This window comes from Blautia sp. aa_0143 (genome assembly GCF_004167315.1).
GTDB lineage: Bacteria > Bacillota > Clostridia > Lachnospirales > Lachnospiraceae > Blautia_A > Blautia_A fusiformis.
Genome location: NZ_RCXU01000022.1, coordinates 16768 through 32685, shown reverse-complemented (window position 1 = coordinate 32685; position 15918 = coordinate 16768). Strand labels below are relative to the sequence as shown.

Genomic DNA, 15918 nt, shown 5'->3' with positions numbered 1-15918 from the left:
GCCCCTTTATCGCCGGCTGCCTGTCTCAAGCAATGCCTGAAGCCCATAATACAGCGCCTTTTTTTCCACGGTATCCATACCCTCTTTGGCCAGAAAATAGCCGATATAATCACCGATCAGAGTACCGCTGTAGCGTTTGTAGAGCTCACCAAGATCATACGCCGGCCAGGATTCATCCACAACATCGGTAACATTTCCGAGACTTTTCAGTTTCTCAGGGATCAGAAGAAGATCCGGCGAACGCATTCCCTGAAGAACGATCCTGTAGATATTCCTTCCTCCTCTGCGGAAAATCTGGGATTTTACCGCTTCTTCCAGAGATATCTGTGTAGTTTCCTCGTGAACTGTCATTACCAGCTGCTGATAGGAACGACAGGCAAAGGGAACGAACTCTGTACGGATCCTTCCGTTGATCAGTCGTCCCTCCATATATCCATGTTCCCCTGTATCATTCCTGTCAATGGGCTCCAGAGCCCCGGAAAAGGCCGCCTGGTCACGGATCAGGATCTGCGGCTTGTGGATATGCCCTAACGCTACATAATCGAAGCCTGACGCCGCCAGAGCTGCTGCACTGAGAGGAATATGCTTCTCATCGCCGCCATGAGCCAGCAGAATATGGATTCCTTCTTTCTGGACAGGGACAGCCTGATCATAAAGTCCGTCTTTTATTTCCCGGTCATAGTAACTCAGTCCATATACATAGACATCAAGCCTGGGATCTTTAACGCAGGTCAGTTCCCTGCTCCTGAAAAATATAACATTGGAATTCCACTCAAACGTATTATAAAAAGAATCTCTGCTTATAAAATCATGATTTCCTGCCATCAGATACACTCTGGTATCCGGGATGGTGGAAAACAGATAATTTACTTCCTTAAGCTCTCTCATAAGAGGCTGGCGGTGGAACAGATCTCCGGATATAAATAGCAAATCCACCGGATCTTCGCGGATGCCCGCAATAACCCGGCGGAAAGTGCTCCAGATTTCTTCCTCCCGCTCTTTGCTCCACGGGCAGCCCCTGTCGGGAACTGCGCCCAGATGCACGTCTGCAAGATGAATAAATCTCATAATGTTCTCCCTTGTGTGTCAGTCACACATATCAATACCTGTTGCCAATTTCTCCCTGCTGTTCTCTGATCTCAGGAGCACAGAACGTCCTGCTGTGCAAAAGTGTTCTGATCAAAGATCGCAGTTCTTTACAGTTCTCGGGAATGGGATCACGTCACGGATGTTGCCCATACCTGTAAGGTACATGACACATCTCTCAAATCCAAGACCAAAGCCGGAATGACGTGTGGAACCATATTTACGAAGATCCAGATAGAAATCGTAATCCTCCGGTTTCAGACCCAGCTCATCCATACGTGTTCTCAGCTTGTCGTAGTCATCCTCTCTCTGGCTTCCTCCGATGATCTCTCCGATTCCCGGCACCAGACAGTCCATAGCCGCAACTGTCTTTCCATCCTCGTTGAGTTTCATGTAGAATGCCTTGATCTCCTTCGGATAATCTGTAACAAATACCGGTCTCTTGTAGACCTGCTCTGTCAGATAGCGCTCATGCTCTGTCTGAAGATCACATCCCCAGAATACCTTGTAATCAAATTTGTCATTGTTCTTCTCAAGGATCTCAACAGCCTCTGTATAGGTCACATGCGCAAATTCAGAATTAAGCACATGGTTCAGTCTGTCAAGAAGCCCCTTGTCAATGAAGGAATTGAAGAAGTTCATTTCCTCCGGTGCATTCTCAAAGACATAACGGATCACGTATTTCAGCATAGCCTCTGCAAGCTCCATAGCGTCCTGAAGGTCTGCAAACGCACACTCAGGCTCGATCATCCAGAACTCAGCTGCATGACGGGTAGTGTTGGAATTCTCAGCACGGAAGGTCGGTCCGAATGTGTAGATATTGCGGAATGCCTGTGCATAAGTCTCTCCGTTCAGCTGTCCGCTTACGGTAAGGTTTGTCTCCTTTCCGAAGAAATCCTGTGAATAATCAACACTTCCATCCTCTGTCAGTGGAATATTCTTCGGATCCAGTGTTGTTACCTGAAACATCTCTCCTGCACCTTCACAGTCACTTCCTGTGATCAGCGGTGTATGCACATAGACAAAGCCTCTCTCCTGGAAAAATTTATGGATCGCATATGCACAGAGAGAACGTACACGGAATACAGCCTGAAAAGTATTTGTTCTCGGTCTTAAATGTGTCATGGTCCTTAAGTATTCAAGACTGTGTCTCTTCTTCTGAAGTGGATAATCCGGTGCGGAAGCTCCCTCTACAGATATCTCTGTTGCCTGGATCTCAAATGGCTGCTTCGCCTGAGGGGTAGCTACCAGCGTTCCCTTAACAATGATGGCTGCTCCAACGTTCAGCTTGGAAACCTCTGCGAAATTCTCCATGTTATCATGATATACGATCTGAAGAGTTTCAAAAAAGCTTCCATCATGAAGTACGATGAATCCAAACGCCTTGGAATCACGAACACTTCGTACCCATCCACCTACGGTGATCTCTTTGTCGAGATACTGTTCACGGTTTCTGTAAATCTCTTTCACTGTTGTCAGTTTCATAATCTATACCTCATTCCTCATATTCAGGATCACACGTCCCTGCGGACCTCCAAACGTCCGTATCGAATTAAGTATAGACTATTCTCATGGTTCGTGCAAGGAGTAATTGCCCTGTCGGACAGAAAAATAGCGGGCCGCCGGACAGAAAAATCCCGCCTGGCGGAATGTCTCCGGCAGACGGGATTTTTCTGTCTGTTATACCATTAATAATAAGATGCGTTGATACTTCCTGTGTTGAGATAAGTAATGCAGTAATAGTAGATCCTCTTGAATGTCTTTGTTGTGTAGTGAAGTCCATCATCACTGTCAGCGTCTGTGCCATTGTAGGAAGCATTGGTCCCGTAGCCTTTTTTCATAAGTACGCTGTACATATCGATGTACTTGTAATCCAGAGAAAGACCGGAACGGATCTTGCTGTTGAATTCTCTTACCTGTGCCTCTGTACGGGCGCCTCTTCCTGCTTTTGTGATCATGGTACTGTTGATCGGGTTTACAGACATATAAAAGAGTTTACAGTTCTTACTTTTCAATGTGGATGCGATACTGGTCATATAGCTGACATAATTGCCTGCATTTCCCAGGTCATTGACACCCAGATTAAAGATAACGGCGATCGGTTTGGAACCTTCTGTTTTGTCGATCTCTTCTATAAGCTGTGCATATCCTGTATCTCGGAACCAGCTCAAGCCCTTTCCTGGGTTTGCAACAAAAGAAACCCCATTTGTTACAGAACTGCTCATCTGTTTTTTCAGTGTCGCCTGTATTCCTGCAGTACGGGAATCTCCCACAAAAATAACCTTACTGTACATCATACCGATCGCCGGATGAGCCATCTCATCGGAGCTGATATCCTTCTCCAGTGCACGGTTAAATACTGTCGCATACAGATTGGTGTTTTTGTTGATCCGCAGAAGTTCGCCGGCTTCATAATCCGGATCTGTGGAAGAACCGGTCCGTCTGGTCTTAGACCAGCCCATAAACGTATAACCTGTCGCATTGGATACAGATGGGAGCTTAAGGTAACCGCCCTTTCCAAGTGTTACTGTCTTCCATACGGTTCCGTTTGCCTTGCGGAGATTTACTTTTACTGACTGCATCTGTACGGAATAGTATCTGATATTACCGGAGATTTTAATCTTCGTTCCTACTTTTTTTGCAGTAGATGCCTTGCCGTTCTTTGCTATTGACCAGCCAAGATTTACATATCCCGATCTGGATGGAACTGCAGGCAATGTGTAATATGTACCCTCTTCTACTTTTTTCTGCAGCTTCTTATATGCGGAATTGGTGCTTCCATTTCCAAGATAGAAGTTTACGGTATAGTATCTGCTCTTTCTGCGGACCGCATACAGAGTCATATCTTTTCTGACCTTTACGCGGGCACCTGCTTTATATACTACCTTACTGCTCCCCTTCCGTGTGGTCCATCCGAGATTCTGATATCCCACAGCCTTGGGTACTGCCGGAAGCTTGATCGTAGTATTTAATGTCACGTTCCGTGTCAGTGCGGTATACGTCTTACTTTTGCTGGTACCTGAATTATTATTGAACTTAACGGTATAAACAAGCTTCGCCGCCGACACCTTATGCGATGCAGCCGGCACAAAGATCAGTGCAGCTGCCACAAGTGCCAGCAAAAGCCATTTTATCCGAAAGGCCTTTCCGGTTTTTTCCCTGTTTTTCATATAAACAAACTCCTCCTGAAATACATATCCATCCCCGGGTGCCTCCGTACTTTTTTACAGAGTATTGATAAATCTCATAAATGCATCCCTGCCCTCTGGTGTGCATTTATAAACACCGGCATCCTCCAGTACATGAACAAATACATTGCCCACTTCCCTGCGAAGGACTTCCTGGATATTATCTTTATCAAGTTTCTCATATTTTGGCAGAAATTCTGCAACCCATGCAGCATGTTTCTCGATTTTCTCATTGGAAGCGATGTCCCTGCCGCTTAAAATGTATTCTTCAAGAAGCTCCAGCTCTTCTTTCAGACGTGCCGGAAGAACAGCGAGTCCCATAACTTCGATAAGACCGATATTCTCTTTCTTGATATGATGATAGCATGCATGCGGATGATAAACCCCCAGCGGATGCTCCTCTGTTGTGATATTGTTACGTAATGTCAGATCCAGTTCAAAGGTATCTCCCACTTTACGTGCGATCGGTGTGATGGTGTTATGCGGCTCTCCGTCTGTTTCTGCAAAGATAAATGCAGCCTCATCCGTATATCCTCTCCAGCCTGCCAGTACATGTGTTGCCAGATCGATCAGTCTCGTCTCGTCTTTACTGCGGATACGCAGTACGGAAAGAGGCCATTTTACAATGCCGGCTTCCACATCTTCGTATCCCGGGATCGTCACATGCTTTTCAATCTCTGCCTTCGCCATGGCAAAGGTATAATGCCCGCCCTGGAAATGATCGTGGCTGAGGATAGAACCTCCTACGATTGGAAGATCCGCATTGGAGCCAAGGAAATAATGTGGGAACAGCTTTACAAAATCAAACAGCTTGATAAATGTATTTCTCTCGATCTTCATCGGAGTATGCTGACTGTTAAATACGATACAATGTTCATTGTAGTAAACATATGGAGAGTACTGGAAGCCCCATGGACTGTCATTGATGGTAATCGGGATGATCCTGTGGTTCTCCCTTGCCGGATGATTGACTCTTCCTGCATAGCCTTCATTTTCCGGACAAAGCAGACATTTTGGATAGCTGCTGGATTTTACCAGCTTGGCAGCTGCGATAGCCTTTGGGTCTTTTTCCGGCTTGGACAGGTTGATCGTGATATCGATCTTGCCATATTCGCTGTCTACTGTCCATTTCTGATCTTTTTTTACGCGATAACGTCTGATATAGTTACTGTCCTGACTCAGCTTATAAAAATAATCTGTGGCTTTTTCCGGATCTTCTTTATAAGCATCCCAGAATTCTCTCTGCACCTGGGCAGGACGCGGCATCAGACAGTTCATCAGTTTTGTATCAAAGAGATCTCTGTACACAATACTGTCCTCGATGATGCCCCTCTTTACAGCCTCATCAAGAAGTTCGTTCAAAGTCTCCTCAAGATTGATTTTAGCATACTCTGTCTCCGGTTCTGTATATTCGCTTTCCCCAAAGGCATCCAGAAGAAGATTGGTTGCATAAATTCTTTCGCATTCTGGAGTAATACCACTCTCCACCCCATACTGTACCAGTTTTTTAATACTTTCACTTAACATTGATTTTTCCCCTTTCCTGTCGCGCTTTTCCCGGAAAACAGGAACTTTTTTCCTGTTTTCCGATTTATGCCAAACGGGAACTCCCGTCTTGCCATCCTGCTGTAACCCCATGGCCTTCATCCGGCCTGCTCTGTAAGCATCACTCTATGACGTTTTCTATATAGGTGAGAAATACATTTCCGGCACTCTCAAACAGCGCTGTACTGTCATTCATTCCATACGGGCTGATCTGCCCTGTTGCCGGATCATAAAGATAGGTATTATATTCATCATAGCCTACGATCACCACACTGGAATTTTCTCCTGTCTTGGCGATCACCGGTCTCTGGGCACTGACCTCATAAAGAACATTGTCAAGAGTGCAGCCGGTCAGATCGATCACCGTTCCCATATCACCAAGGCTATCCTGAAGTTCTTTTTTCTTCCAGTTGGCTGTACGTATACTTTCCGGTACATCCTCTATATTCATCTGGAGCTTTGTTTTTTTGTTTCCACGTTCCCAGACATACTGCTGCGCACGGTTAAGTACCACTCCAGTCTGCGCATCCGCGCGTTTCACAGCTGCAGCCGGATCGGTATAGATACGGTCAAGAGAACCATATGCATAAACATAATAAAGTTCTCCCTGTGGAACGGTAGTATCCAATGTTACCGATGAGTCTTCAGTACTCTCGATCTTGGAACAAACAAGCAGCGGACTGTCTGTCTCCGGTTTCTGAGTCATGGTCAGGCGGATCAGCGTTCCTGCACGGTTTGTAGTGATCAATGCTACATCTATCTGGCTTCCGGATGCTTTTTTGTTATTCATGATATTGTCCTTTTTCTGGACTGTATAAGCATTCCCCGATTTTGCAGAAAGTTCAAACTCCATCATGGTACTGCCAACCGTTACGTTGGTGATATAAAGGCCATCCTGACGATACTCTTTTTTCACCTTTCCTTTAAAGCTTTCAATGCGGAATGTACTGATTCCCTCTGTTTCATGTCCGTTGGCATCCGTAAGAATATCTTCATCGGAAAGGATCCCATATACCAGATCTTCATTCATAAATCCCAGAGCTCTCAGATTTTTTCCGCTTTCCGGCGAAATATCTCTTGTTTTCAGAGAATCAAATTCAATTTCCCGGATCTTCCCTGCATCATCTCCGGATTCGATCAGCCATGCTGCATGTGCCTTGGTATCTGACACAACAAAATGGTTCTGTTTGATTCCTTCTTCCAGAACCTGTGAGGTTCCTGTCTCAATATCTACCTGATACAGCTTCTGTGCAAACAGCAGAAACAGCTGATTGTTTTTGTTTACATAAGTGAGTGTTCCAAGATCTTCCTTCAGGAACTCGTAGGATTCTGTACTTGGTATGAATACTTTTTCTTCCACCACATTACGGTCGCTGTTGTAGTGATAAACACAGACACCGCTGTATCCCTCGTGAACACCACGGTTCATGTAACCGTACAATACAAAGTCCACATCCCCGTTATCTGCCACTCGGATGATCTTGATATCATGTTCGTTGCGCACATATCTGGAATCGTTATCTTCCTCTTTGCGGAAGCTGAAGATCCTTGTGATCTTTCCGCTGGACGGTGCATAAGACCAGAGATCCCCATCCTGCTCAAAAGCAACGATCTTTCCACTGCTGTCTGAAGCATAGGTGACATTCTTGTCACGGACACCCAGAAGCAGGCCTGCATCGGAAACTACCTTCTGAGACGGATCAAATACCTTCGTTGCAGAACGTTTAAAATCCAGCAGCATGATCCTTGTTTCTGTATAACGCATACGGTAAAATTCCGTAACATCATAAATTTCGGTTTTACCCTCATCATCCTGTGCGGAAACCTGATAATCCAGCGTGATACTTGCAGTCGTTTCATTGATATCATCGATCAGCGGAACTCCTTCCATGTAGAGCTTCGGAGAAAGGGATCCCCAGCTGATATTGGAAAGTCCAGAACTGATGGAAATATTATTGTAATTCGTTCCGCCGGAAATATCCTCCGCTTCCAGATATCCGGTCAGCGTATCTGCCTGTTCCTTGTCCAGACACTTTGTGGAAAAATCCTTGACAAACTGAAGATACGCTTCTGTATTCAACTGGGTTCTGGAAACCACTCTTGTATAGTAGTAGACTTCCCCCTCACTGGTATCCAGCGTGATCTGCATGGAATACTCCTGGTTCATGCGAAGGTCACTGCCGATCTCAATCTCTGTACTTAAACAGCCGTTGTCCTCTTTCGTGAGATTCTTGATCTTACGGTTCTCCATAACCTTGCTTCCGTCTGAAGTCCGTACCTCATAAGCAAGCCCTGTTACTGTATCAGCATATGGGTTGATCTCAAAAGACACTTTTTTGGTCGTATCCAGCGGAGTAATACTTCCTCTCATGAAATCGGTCTGCATCTGCTGTCTGTATCCATACATCTTATTTGCCTGGGTACTTCCGATCTTTACCATAACCTCTGGAAGTGTGGCATCGTTCATATCTGAGCGGTTATCTGTAGACTGACTGTTCATCAGAAATGAGGTCCCGGCTACTACTGCCACAAAGATCACCAGCAGTATCGCTCCCTTACGTAGGATCTTCATCATGTCATTCTCCCTTCTGTGAGGCTGACTCTTCCGGATAAAGAAGCCTATCCAGGGTAGGAGCCACATGAAGAGCCTTCATGGTATCCGAAAAACTGTCCCTGCTCTTTTTCTTTCCGGTTTTTACTGCGCGGATCAGAATATTCTTTGGTGTATGTTCCATATCGATAAATTCAAGAAGCTGGGTTTCATATCCTTTGCTTTCCAGAAGCTCAGCACGAAGACCATCTGTGATCAGAGCTGCCATTCTTTCCTTCAGGATCCCATAACGCATAACAGGCTGGAGCATTTCGTTTCGGATCTGACGATTCAGTTCATGCTGACAGCATGGAACAGACAGGATCACCTGAGCCCCCCATTCCACTGCCTTGGCCAGAGCGAAATCTGTTGCTGTATCGCAGGCATGAAGTGTCACCACCATGTCCACAGAAGAAACGCCTTCGTACCCTGCAATATCTCCCTGGTAAAAATGCAGCTTGTCATAACCATAAGATCTGGCCAATTCACTGCAATGCCGTATCACATCTTCCTTAAGATTCAGCCCTATGATGTTTACATCAAAACCCTCCAGTTCTCTGAGATAATAATACATAGCAAAAGTAAGATAGGATTTTCCGCAGCCAAAATCCAGGATCGTGATCTCTCTGTCTTTAGGAAGCTTCGGAAGGATATCCCTGATAAACTCCAGAAAGCGATTGATCTGTCTGAACTTGTCATATCTGGAAGCAACGATCTTTCCATCCTTTGTCATAACTCCCAGATCCACCAGAAACGGAGCTGCCGTTCCCTCTCTGAGAATGTACTGTTTCACCCGGTTATGAGGAGCGATCTTTATCTTCTCATTCTGTGCAGGCCCGTGTTGTTTTGTTTTGATGGTTGCTTTCCCTTTCTTGCTGATAAGGATACTTCCATCCTGACTGCGTCCGGTTGCCTGAAGCTGACGAAATTCCTCCATGGCATGCTCCAGATAAGCGATCATCTCTTCCCTGGTAAAATTCTTATGATAAACCTTCGTCCCTTCTGTCATGGACGCCTGGTAAAAAATCTGACCCTTCAGCTCCACAGGACGAAGCTTCACCTTGGAAGGTCCCTCGCCAGTCCTGCGGCCACTGACAACAGCCTGTATCAGCTGTTCATTAATCTGTTCTTCTAAAAATTCCCTTATTGTTTTCATCATACTTCCATTATATTCACTTTTTGTTTTATTGTATATGGACAGATGTTGTGCGAACCAGTTTTGGTCGCTTCTGCCAGTATCACTGTATCGTTCATGGGTAAACCGCCATTTTAATACTCAGTGCGGAAACATTTTCTGCACCTTCTCCTCCTGCATCTTCGTCTGGAAATCTCCTGATACACCAGCACTTCGATCAGATCATCCAGGAACCCTCCTGGAATCTCCTGTACACTGGTATCTCCTTCCATCTGTCCTTTCACCTGGTGACAGATGTGATAGAGCATGAAACGATCCGGATATTCATCATACAGCCGGCTTCCCTCATAATCCAAAAGCTGACACTGTGCTTCCGCTTTTTCCTGGATCCTTCGGGCTGTATCCGGATAGTATGATCTCATCAGATCAAATTCCTTTTCCTGTTCTCTCTCTTCATTATAAAAACCAGGACTTCCCTGTGTAGCATAAAACGGATAAAAATCTGGATAGATCATAACTCTTCTGCTGTCCTCTCTCTGCTATCTCTTACAGTATATGCAGAAGAAAAATGACGGTTCCCTCCAAAGTTCCGATCAGGCCATCCGTTTCAGCATTCCCTGGGTCAGACGTACGCTGTGCTCAATTGCAAGCTTTTCAAAAGCCGGATAATCCATGTTTGCACTATTATCTGCTTTATCTGAGATAGCACGGATGATCAGGAATGGAATCCCGTTAAGAGCTGCTGCCTGTCCGATCGCTGCGCCCTCCATCTCAACAGCATAGGCGCTGAATTCCTTTACAATATTATCTTTTACACCCTGATCACATACAAACTGATCTCCGGAAGCAATTCTTCCTTCAAAAACCCTGATCTCCGGATTTACTTCCTCGCATACATCATGTGCGATCTTACGAAGGCACTCATCTGCCTGGAAGGAAAACTCTTTCATCTGCGGGATCTGTCCCTTCGGATATCCGAATCCGGTTGCATCCATATCATGATGAAGAACATCTGTGGAAAGTACGATATCTCCAATATTGATATCATTGTTAAGGCTTCCTGCGATACCGGTATTGATCACCGCTTCCACCTGAAAGAGATCTGCCAGGATCTGGGTGCACATGCCGGCATTTACCTTACCGATCCCGGACTGTACCACAACTACCTTCTTTCCTTCCAGAACACCCTCATAAAAATCCATTCCGGCTCTGGTAGTAATGGATACATTCTCCATAACCTCTTTCAGTCTTGCTACTTCCTGTTCCATTGCTCCTATGATTCCAACACATTTCATGATCTGTAAATCCTCTCTTTCAATATGATATCCCGCTGAATTTCACAGTTTTTTCCGTTCAGCAGTATCTTTTTCTTTTTCTACATTGTTCATTATAACAAATTTTATTTTTTATGGAAACTTTTTTTGAGAGATGCTATAATCGATAAATAAACAGAACAGGAGGTAACCAGAATGGTTTATAAGACAAAAGGCGTCTGTGCTCAGGGAATTGAGTTCGAGATCGACGATAATAAAAAAGTTCACAATATCAAGTTTACAGGCGGATGTTCCGGAAACACACAGGGTGTTGCACAACTTGCAGAGGGAATGGATGCAGATGAAGTGATCTCCCGTCTGGAAGGCATCCGCTGCGGATTCAAACCAACTTCATGTCCGGATCAGCTTGCAAAAGCCATCCGCCAGGCATTGAACGAAGGCTGATCTCACATAATCTTATTTTGTATATCGGATTTATCATCACCCTGCGAAAAATTTCCGCAGGGTGATTTTATGATGATTTGACAAAATAATTGTTTCAATGTTATCTTTGTTATCCGGTTAAATATCTGTTCTGTCCCACTTGTCACACAGTGACTGGATATCTCTTGCAAAACGATCCAGATCTTTATTGGGGCAGCCTTCATTCTTCCGGATCACGGACATCAGGCGACGTCCCATAGCCAGCAGCTTCTCATATGCACGAGCAGCCTTGGTTGTTTTCGGCGAAGCAGTTGCCTTTACGATCCGAACACCGACAGCCTCATGGATACACCGGTTCTCCAGAAGATCATATTCAGTTCCACTAAAGGGTGCTGTTGCATCATACCCAAGCTCTTCTTTAAGCCTCTGGGCAAAAATCTCCGTCACCGTATCATCACCATGCGTAACAAATACGTGTTTTGGTCTCGTCTCAAAGGCTTTCGCCCATTCTATAAGTCCGTTTACATCAGCATGACCGCTGATTCCCGACATTTTGCATATTTCAGCAGCTACCTGCACAGTCTCACCAAACAACTTCATCTCCACAGCACCTTCCAATAATGCCCGTCCCGGAGTTCCGATAGCCTGGTATCCAACAAAAAGAATGGTATTTCTGGGATTCCACAGATTGTGTTTCAGATGATGTTTGATACGACCAGCATCACACATACCGCTGGCGGAAATGATCACCTTGCAGTCCTCATCAAAATTGATAGCTCTGGAATCATCGGTAGTAACGGAGGTCTTCAATCCCTGGAAGGATAACGGATTGATACCTTTATTCAAAAGATCCATTGCTTCCTCATCATAGCAGGTATATGCATTCTCACTGAAAATCGTAGTTGCCTCATTGGCAAGGGGACTGTCTACATATACCGTAAAACCATCATGGCCGTGAACCAGTCCCTGTTCTTTGATCTGTCGGATAAAATACAGCATTTCCTGAGTACGGCCTACTGCAAAGGACGGGATCACCAAACTGCCGCCTCTGTCAAAGGTCCTCTGGATGATCTCTGCCAGTATTGCCGGATAATCCGGACGTTCTCCATGACTGCGGTCTCCGTAGGTAGATTCCATCACAACATAATCTGCCTCTCGGATATATACCGGATCTCTGATCAGCGGCTGATTGATATTTCCGATATCGCCGGAAAAAACGATCTTTTCTGTTTTGTCCTCTTCCGTCATCCAGACTTCAATACTGCTGGAGCCAAGAAGATGTCCTGCATCCACAAATCTTACTTCGATTCCCTCTGCCGGTTTGATGATCTTATCATATGGACATCTGACGAAGTTCCGGAGCACACCCATGGCATCTTCCATAGTGTACGCAGGAATAAATTCCGGTTTTCCTTCTCTCCGCCCCTTTCGGTTTCTCCACTCAGCCTCGAACATCTGGATATGTGCGCTGTCACGAAGCATGATATCGCAGAGATTACAAGTTGCCTCTGTCGCATAGATCGGCCCCTGATAGCCTTTTGCATACAAGGCCGGAAGATTTCCGGAATGATCCATGTGTGCATGTGTCAGAAGCACAAAATCCAGATCACCCGGAGCCACCGGAAGCTCCTTATTCTCATAATAATCCGGTCCCTGCTCCATTCCATAATCCACCAGAAACTTCCGTCCTGCCGCTTCCAGATAATAACAGCTTCCAGTCACCTCATGCGTAGCACCGATAAATGTTATCTTCATGCACAAGCCCCCTTTTCCGTCCCACGTTCTGAAATTTCCATATCAAAAAAAGCCTGAAGGATCTCTCTGTGATATCCGATCGTCCAGAAACGCTGTGATATACAATTCCAAGAAGAAATAATCGACTTTTTGTTTATTAACGGTTTGTTATTGTATTTATTATACACGAAATATATGTTTTTTGACAGTCTTTTTGTGAAATATGTTTCTTTTTTTAAGGGGATTTTTTTAGGTTTTTTGATATTATTCAGAATTTTTAGGCATTCCCCAGCGAAGGTAATGTAAAGTTTACTGGATTTTTTTATTTTTTGGGGTGTGACATCGCTGGGGATGTGAGAGTTGATTTGTTATTTTACTAAAACACCGCTGGTTAATGTTGTAGTTGATTCCTTGCTTCCATCTTTTGCTGCATGATATCCTCGTACGCGATAATAATAACCGCTCGGAACGATAACTGTCAGTCCCTTATTTAAATGATCTACATTGTTTGCTGTATAACTCCAACTTTTATAAGTAGAATATGTACCTTTTACTTTCCGTTCCAAATATATCTCCAAATATACTTTATCACAAACATGATGACACTGTGTTATTCCTGAAACAGCCACCTTATTGCTAGCCATTTTTTTCACAGAAGTTGTTCCAAAATTTAAATTGTTGCCTCTTAACATACTGTATGTAGTATCTTCAGCATAATCCGCATCTGTATCCGTATCCACTGAAAAATCATCTGATAAATTCTCTGCCATTACAGGTGACGCAAACAATATGCTGCAACAGCATACTAATAATAAATTTCGCACAATTCTTTTCATTTTCTCTTTCATATAGTGCCTTTCCACCTTTAAACTTCCATTACAATATATATACGAGTTAAGAAATAAATTATCTCGTCAAAATCTTATGTTTTTTATCATTTTTAAAAATTCTTCTTTTTCCATCTTTCCACTTATCTCATAAAAAGCGGTATTATCCTTCCAATAAGCAACATAATTTTCTTTTTTATCCTGATTATCTTTTATTTTTTTTATTTCAATTACAATATTTTCATCTTTCCACTTAAGTGTTTCTAATGTTTCTCCATCTAAATTATAATCACTATTTTTACTGCCATCACTATGATCATTAATATATAATGTTATAATTACATTTTTATAATCATACTCTATCAAAGCATTGCCAATATCCGTGTTAATTTCATAGCTTTTAAATTTAAGTCCAACTGGTCTGTACATAAATTGGGGAATTGTATTTAAATTTAATTTATTTTTCACTTCATCTAACGCCATCTGCTCATCCTTCTGCGCTCTCTCATTTTCTTCATCATTTTCAATTGAAATACTCGTATCATCCCCAGCCCAATACCTCACAGAATCAATAAAATAACTCCTGTTCGCCTGGCTGGTCATGCTTGCGGCGAAGATACCGGCTGAGCATACAAGTACTGCTGCCGCTACGCGAGCTGTTTTATGACTTTTCTTTTCGGGCAGATAAACGATTTTTACATTCTCTTTATGATCATCAGTTTTAATACTGTCAGTTTCGTCTTCTTTGTAAACACCATCTGCTTTCAGTTTTTCTACAAGCCTCTGATAAGCAGCCTTTGCCTCCTCTTCTGTTTCTCCATCATCAGGAATCACTCCATCTGGAAACAGGATTTTTTCCATCTCTTCGGTTTCTTTTTCATATTCTTCTGCCAACCATTTTTTCAGTTCGGCATCCCTGAAATTTTCCATTATTTTTCTCCTGTAATCCTATCTTTCCTTGACAATTCCTCCGTTAGAGTTCATATTTAATGATAGTATATGACTATTCAGGAGGAATCCAAATGAAACACATCGTACTTACCGGCGGTGGTACTGCCGGACATGTAACTCCAAATATTGCCCTGATTCCAAAGCTCAGGGAGCTTGGTTATAAGATTTCCTACATCGGTTCCTACGAAGGAATCGAAAAAAAACTGATCGAAGAACTTGGAATCCCATATTATGGAATCTCATCCGGAAAGCTGAGACGTTACTTCGATCTCAAAAACTTCTCTGACCCGTTTCGTGTACTGAAGGGATTCAGCCAGGCCAGAAAGATTCTGAAAGAGCTGAAACCGGACGTTGTTTTTTCTAAAGGCGGTTTCGTTACGGTTCCCGTTGTGATCGCGGCCAAACGTTTAAAAATCCCCGCATTGATCCACGAGTCCGACATGACTCCAGGTCTTGCCAATAAACTCTGTCTCTCTTCTGCATCCAGAATCTGCTGTAATTTTCCTGAGACAGTCGCCAATCTTCCAGCTGACAAAGCAGTTCTTACAGGAACTCCGATCCGCCAGGAACTTCTTTCCGGAAATGCGGAAAACGGTCGTAAATTCTGTGGTTTCACTGCTGACAAACCGGTACTTATGGTTATCGGTGGTAGTCTGGGAGCTGCTTCTGTCAATGATAATGTCCGCAAGATCCTCCCTGAACTTCTGAAGGAATTCCAGGTTGTCCATCTCTGCGGAAAGGGAAAAACCGATAAATCTCTCAACGGTACTGCCGGATACGTCCAGTATGAATATATCCAGGACGAGCTTCCGGATCTGTTTGCCATGGCTGATATCGTGATCTCCCGCGCAGGCGCTAACGCGATCTGTGAGATCCGCGAGCTTCATAAGCCAAATCTTCTGATCCCGCTTTCTGCCAAAGCCAGTCGTGGTGACCAGATCCTTAACGCACGATCCTTTGAACGCCAGGGCTTCAGTAAAGTGCTGGAAGAAGAGGAGATCACAGAAGAAAAGCTTCTGGAAACCATCCGCCAGCTCTATACCGATCGTCAGAAATATACAGATGCTATGGCAGGAAACGGCCAGGTAGATTCCATCAGTAAGATCACTGATCTTATTGAAGAATGCGCCAGAGCCTGACTATATTTCCACAACAGCCATATGAA

General features: G+C 44.1%; 13 protein-coding genes. 2 read left to right on the top strand and 11 right to left on the bottom strand.

The window, feature by feature from the left end; translation table 11 throughout:
- Nucleotides 1–6 precede the first annotated feature (6 nt).
- The 8 genes from EAI83_RS12100 to EAI83_RS12065 all read right to left on the bottom strand — a co-directional run bounded on the left by EAI83_RS12100 (nt 7) and on the right by EAI83_RS12065 (nt 10839).
- Nucleotides 7–1068, bottom strand: coding sequence for a metallophosphoesterase family protein (locus EAI83_RS12100; RefSeq protein ID WP_129975507.1), 1062 nt, complete (start codon nt 1066–1068; stop codon nt 7–9).
- 111 nt (nt 1069–1179) lie between these two features.
- Complete coding sequence (gene asnS, locus EAI83_RS12095; RefSeq protein WP_022426258.1) at nt 1180–2571, bottom strand: asparagine--tRNA ligase; 1392 nt, start codon at nt 2569–2571, stop codon at nt 1180–1182.
- 203 nt (nt 2572–2774) lie between these two features.
- Nucleotides 2775–4256: an InlB B-repeat-containing protein gene (locus tag EAI83_RS12090; RefSeq protein WP_129975505.1), complete on the bottom strand. Its 1482-nt coding sequence runs from the start codon at nt 4254–4256 to the stop codon at nt 2775–2777.
- A gap of 54 nt (nt 4257–4310) precedes the next feature.
- Nucleotides 4311–5801 carry a UDP-glucose--hexose-1-phosphate uridylyltransferase gene (galT, locus tag EAI83_RS12085; protein WP_044962316.1) on the bottom strand — a complete coding sequence of 497 codons (1491 nt, stop codon included), beginning with the start codon at nt 5799–5801 and terminating at the stop codon, nt 4311–4313.
- Between the two features lie 139 nt (nt 5802–5940).
- A complete protein-coding gene (locus EAI83_RS12080) occupies nt 5941–8394 on the bottom strand; it encodes a hypothetical protein (protein WP_110102759.1) in 2454 nt (817 codons plus the stop codon).
- Between the two features lies 1 nt (nt 8395).
- On the bottom strand, nt 8396–9565 hold the full coding sequence (locus tag EAI83_RS12075) for a class I SAM-dependent methyltransferase (RefSeq protein WP_129975529.1): 1170 nt from the start codon (nt 9563–9565) through the stop codon (nt 8396–8398).
- Nucleotides 9566–9678: 113 nt separating this feature from the next.
- A complete protein-coding gene (locus EAI83_RS12070) occupies nt 9679–10059 on the bottom strand; it encodes a hypothetical protein (RefSeq protein ID WP_021652849.1) in 381 nt (126 codons plus the stop codon).
- Nucleotides 10060–10137: 78 nt separating this feature from the next.
- Nucleotides 10138–10839: a 5'-methylthioadenosine/adenosylhomocysteine nucleosidase gene (locus EAI83_RS12065; protein ID WP_015525635.1), complete on the bottom strand. Its 702-nt coding sequence runs from the start codon at nt 10837–10839 to the stop codon at nt 10138–10140.
- Between the two features lie 174 nt (nt 10840–11013).
- Here EAI83_RS12065 and EAI83_RS12060 point away from each other — a divergent pair, with 174 nt between their 5' ends.
- A complete protein-coding gene (locus tag EAI83_RS12060) occupies nt 11014–11262 on the top strand; it encodes a TIGR03905 family TSCPD domain-containing protein (protein WP_015525634.1) in 249 nt (82 codons plus the stop codon).
- A 117-nt stretch (nt 11263–11379) separates the two neighbouring features.
- Here the strand turns inward: EAI83_RS12060 and EAI83_RS12055 are convergent, their stop codons facing one another.
- From EAI83_RS12055 to EAI83_RS12045, 3 genes are all read right to left on the bottom strand, one after another.
- Entirely contained in the window at nt 11380–12996 is a 1617-nt protein-coding gene (locus EAI83_RS12055) for an MBL fold metallo-hydrolase RNA specificity domain-containing protein (RefSeq protein WP_129975503.1), read from the bottom strand.
- A 347-nt stretch (nt 12997–13343) separates the two neighbouring features.
- Nucleotides 13344–13823, bottom strand: a complete 480-nt coding sequence (locus EAI83_RS12050) for a DUF6147 family protein (RefSeq protein ID WP_049947028.1) — start codon at nt 13821–13823, stop codon at nt 13344–13346.
- Between the two features lie 66 nt (nt 13824–13889).
- Nucleotides 13890–14732 (bottom strand): DUF4367 domain-containing protein, encoded by an 843-nt coding sequence (locus EAI83_RS12045; protein ID WP_129975501.1) that lies wholly within the window; start codon nt 14730–14732, stop codon nt 13890–13892.
- A gap of 92 nt (nt 14733–14824) precedes the next feature.
- Here EAI83_RS12045 and EAI83_RS12040 point away from each other — a divergent pair, with 92 nt between their 5' ends.
- Nucleotides 14825–15892 carry an undecaprenyldiphospho-muramoylpentapeptide beta-N-acetylglucosaminyltransferase gene (locus tag EAI83_RS12040; RefSeq protein WP_044962288.1) on the top strand — a complete coding sequence of 356 codons (1068 nt, stop codon included), beginning with the start codon at nt 14825–14827 and terminating at the stop codon, nt 15890–15892.
- Nucleotides 15893–15918 lie beyond the last annotated feature (26 nt).

Excerpts from the sequence above, each read along its gene's own strand:
- EAI83_RS12100 (WP_129975507.1), bottom strand. The coding sequence starts at position 1,068 with ATGAGATTTATTCATCTTGCAGACGTGCATCTGGGCGCAGTTCCCGAC.
- asnS (WP_022426258.1), bottom strand. The coding sequence starts at position 2,571 with ATGAAACTGACAACAGTGAAAGAGATTTACAGAAACCGTGAACAGTAT.
- EAI83_RS12090 (WP_129975505.1), bottom strand. The coding sequence starts at position 4,256 with ATGAAAAACAGGGAAAAAACCGGAAAGGCCTTTCGGATAAAATGGCTT.
- galT (WP_044962316.1), bottom strand. The coding sequence starts at position 5,801 with ATGTTAAGTGAAAGTATTAAAAAACTGGTACAGTATGGGGTGGAGAGT.
- EAI83_RS12080 (WP_110102759.1), bottom strand. The coding sequence starts at position 8,394 with ATGATGAAGATCCTACGTAAGGGAGCGATACTGCTGGTGATCTTTGTG.
- EAI83_RS12075 (WP_129975529.1), bottom strand. The coding sequence starts at position 9,565 with ATGAAAACAATAAGGGAATTTTTAGAAGAACAGATTAATGAACAGCTG.
- EAI83_RS12070 (WP_021652849.1), bottom strand. The coding sequence starts at position 10,059 with ATGATCTATCCAGATTTTTATCCGTTTTATGCTACACAGGGAAGTCCT.
- EAI83_RS12065 (WP_015525635.1), bottom strand. The coding sequence starts at position 10,839 with ATGAAATGTGTTGGAATCATAGGAGCAATGGAACAGGAAGTAGCAAGA.
- EAI83_RS12060 (WP_015525634.1), top strand. The coding sequence starts at position 11,014 with ATGGTTTATAAGACAAAAGGCGTCTGTGCTCAGGGAATTGAGTTCGAG.
- EAI83_RS12055 (WP_129975503.1), bottom strand. The coding sequence starts at position 12,996 with ATGAAGATAACATTTATCGGTGCTACGCATGAGGTGACTGGAAGCTGT.
- EAI83_RS12050 (WP_049947028.1), bottom strand. The coding sequence starts at position 13,823 with ATGAAAGAGAAAATGAAAAGAATTGTGCGAAATTTATTATTAGTATGC.
- EAI83_RS12045 (WP_129975501.1), bottom strand. The coding sequence starts at position 14,732 with ATGGAAAATTTCAGGGATGCCGAACTGAAAAAATGGTTGGCAGAAGAA.
- EAI83_RS12040 (WP_044962288.1), top strand. The coding sequence starts at position 14,825 with ATGAAACACATCGTACTTACCGGCGGTGGTACTGCCGGACATGTAACT.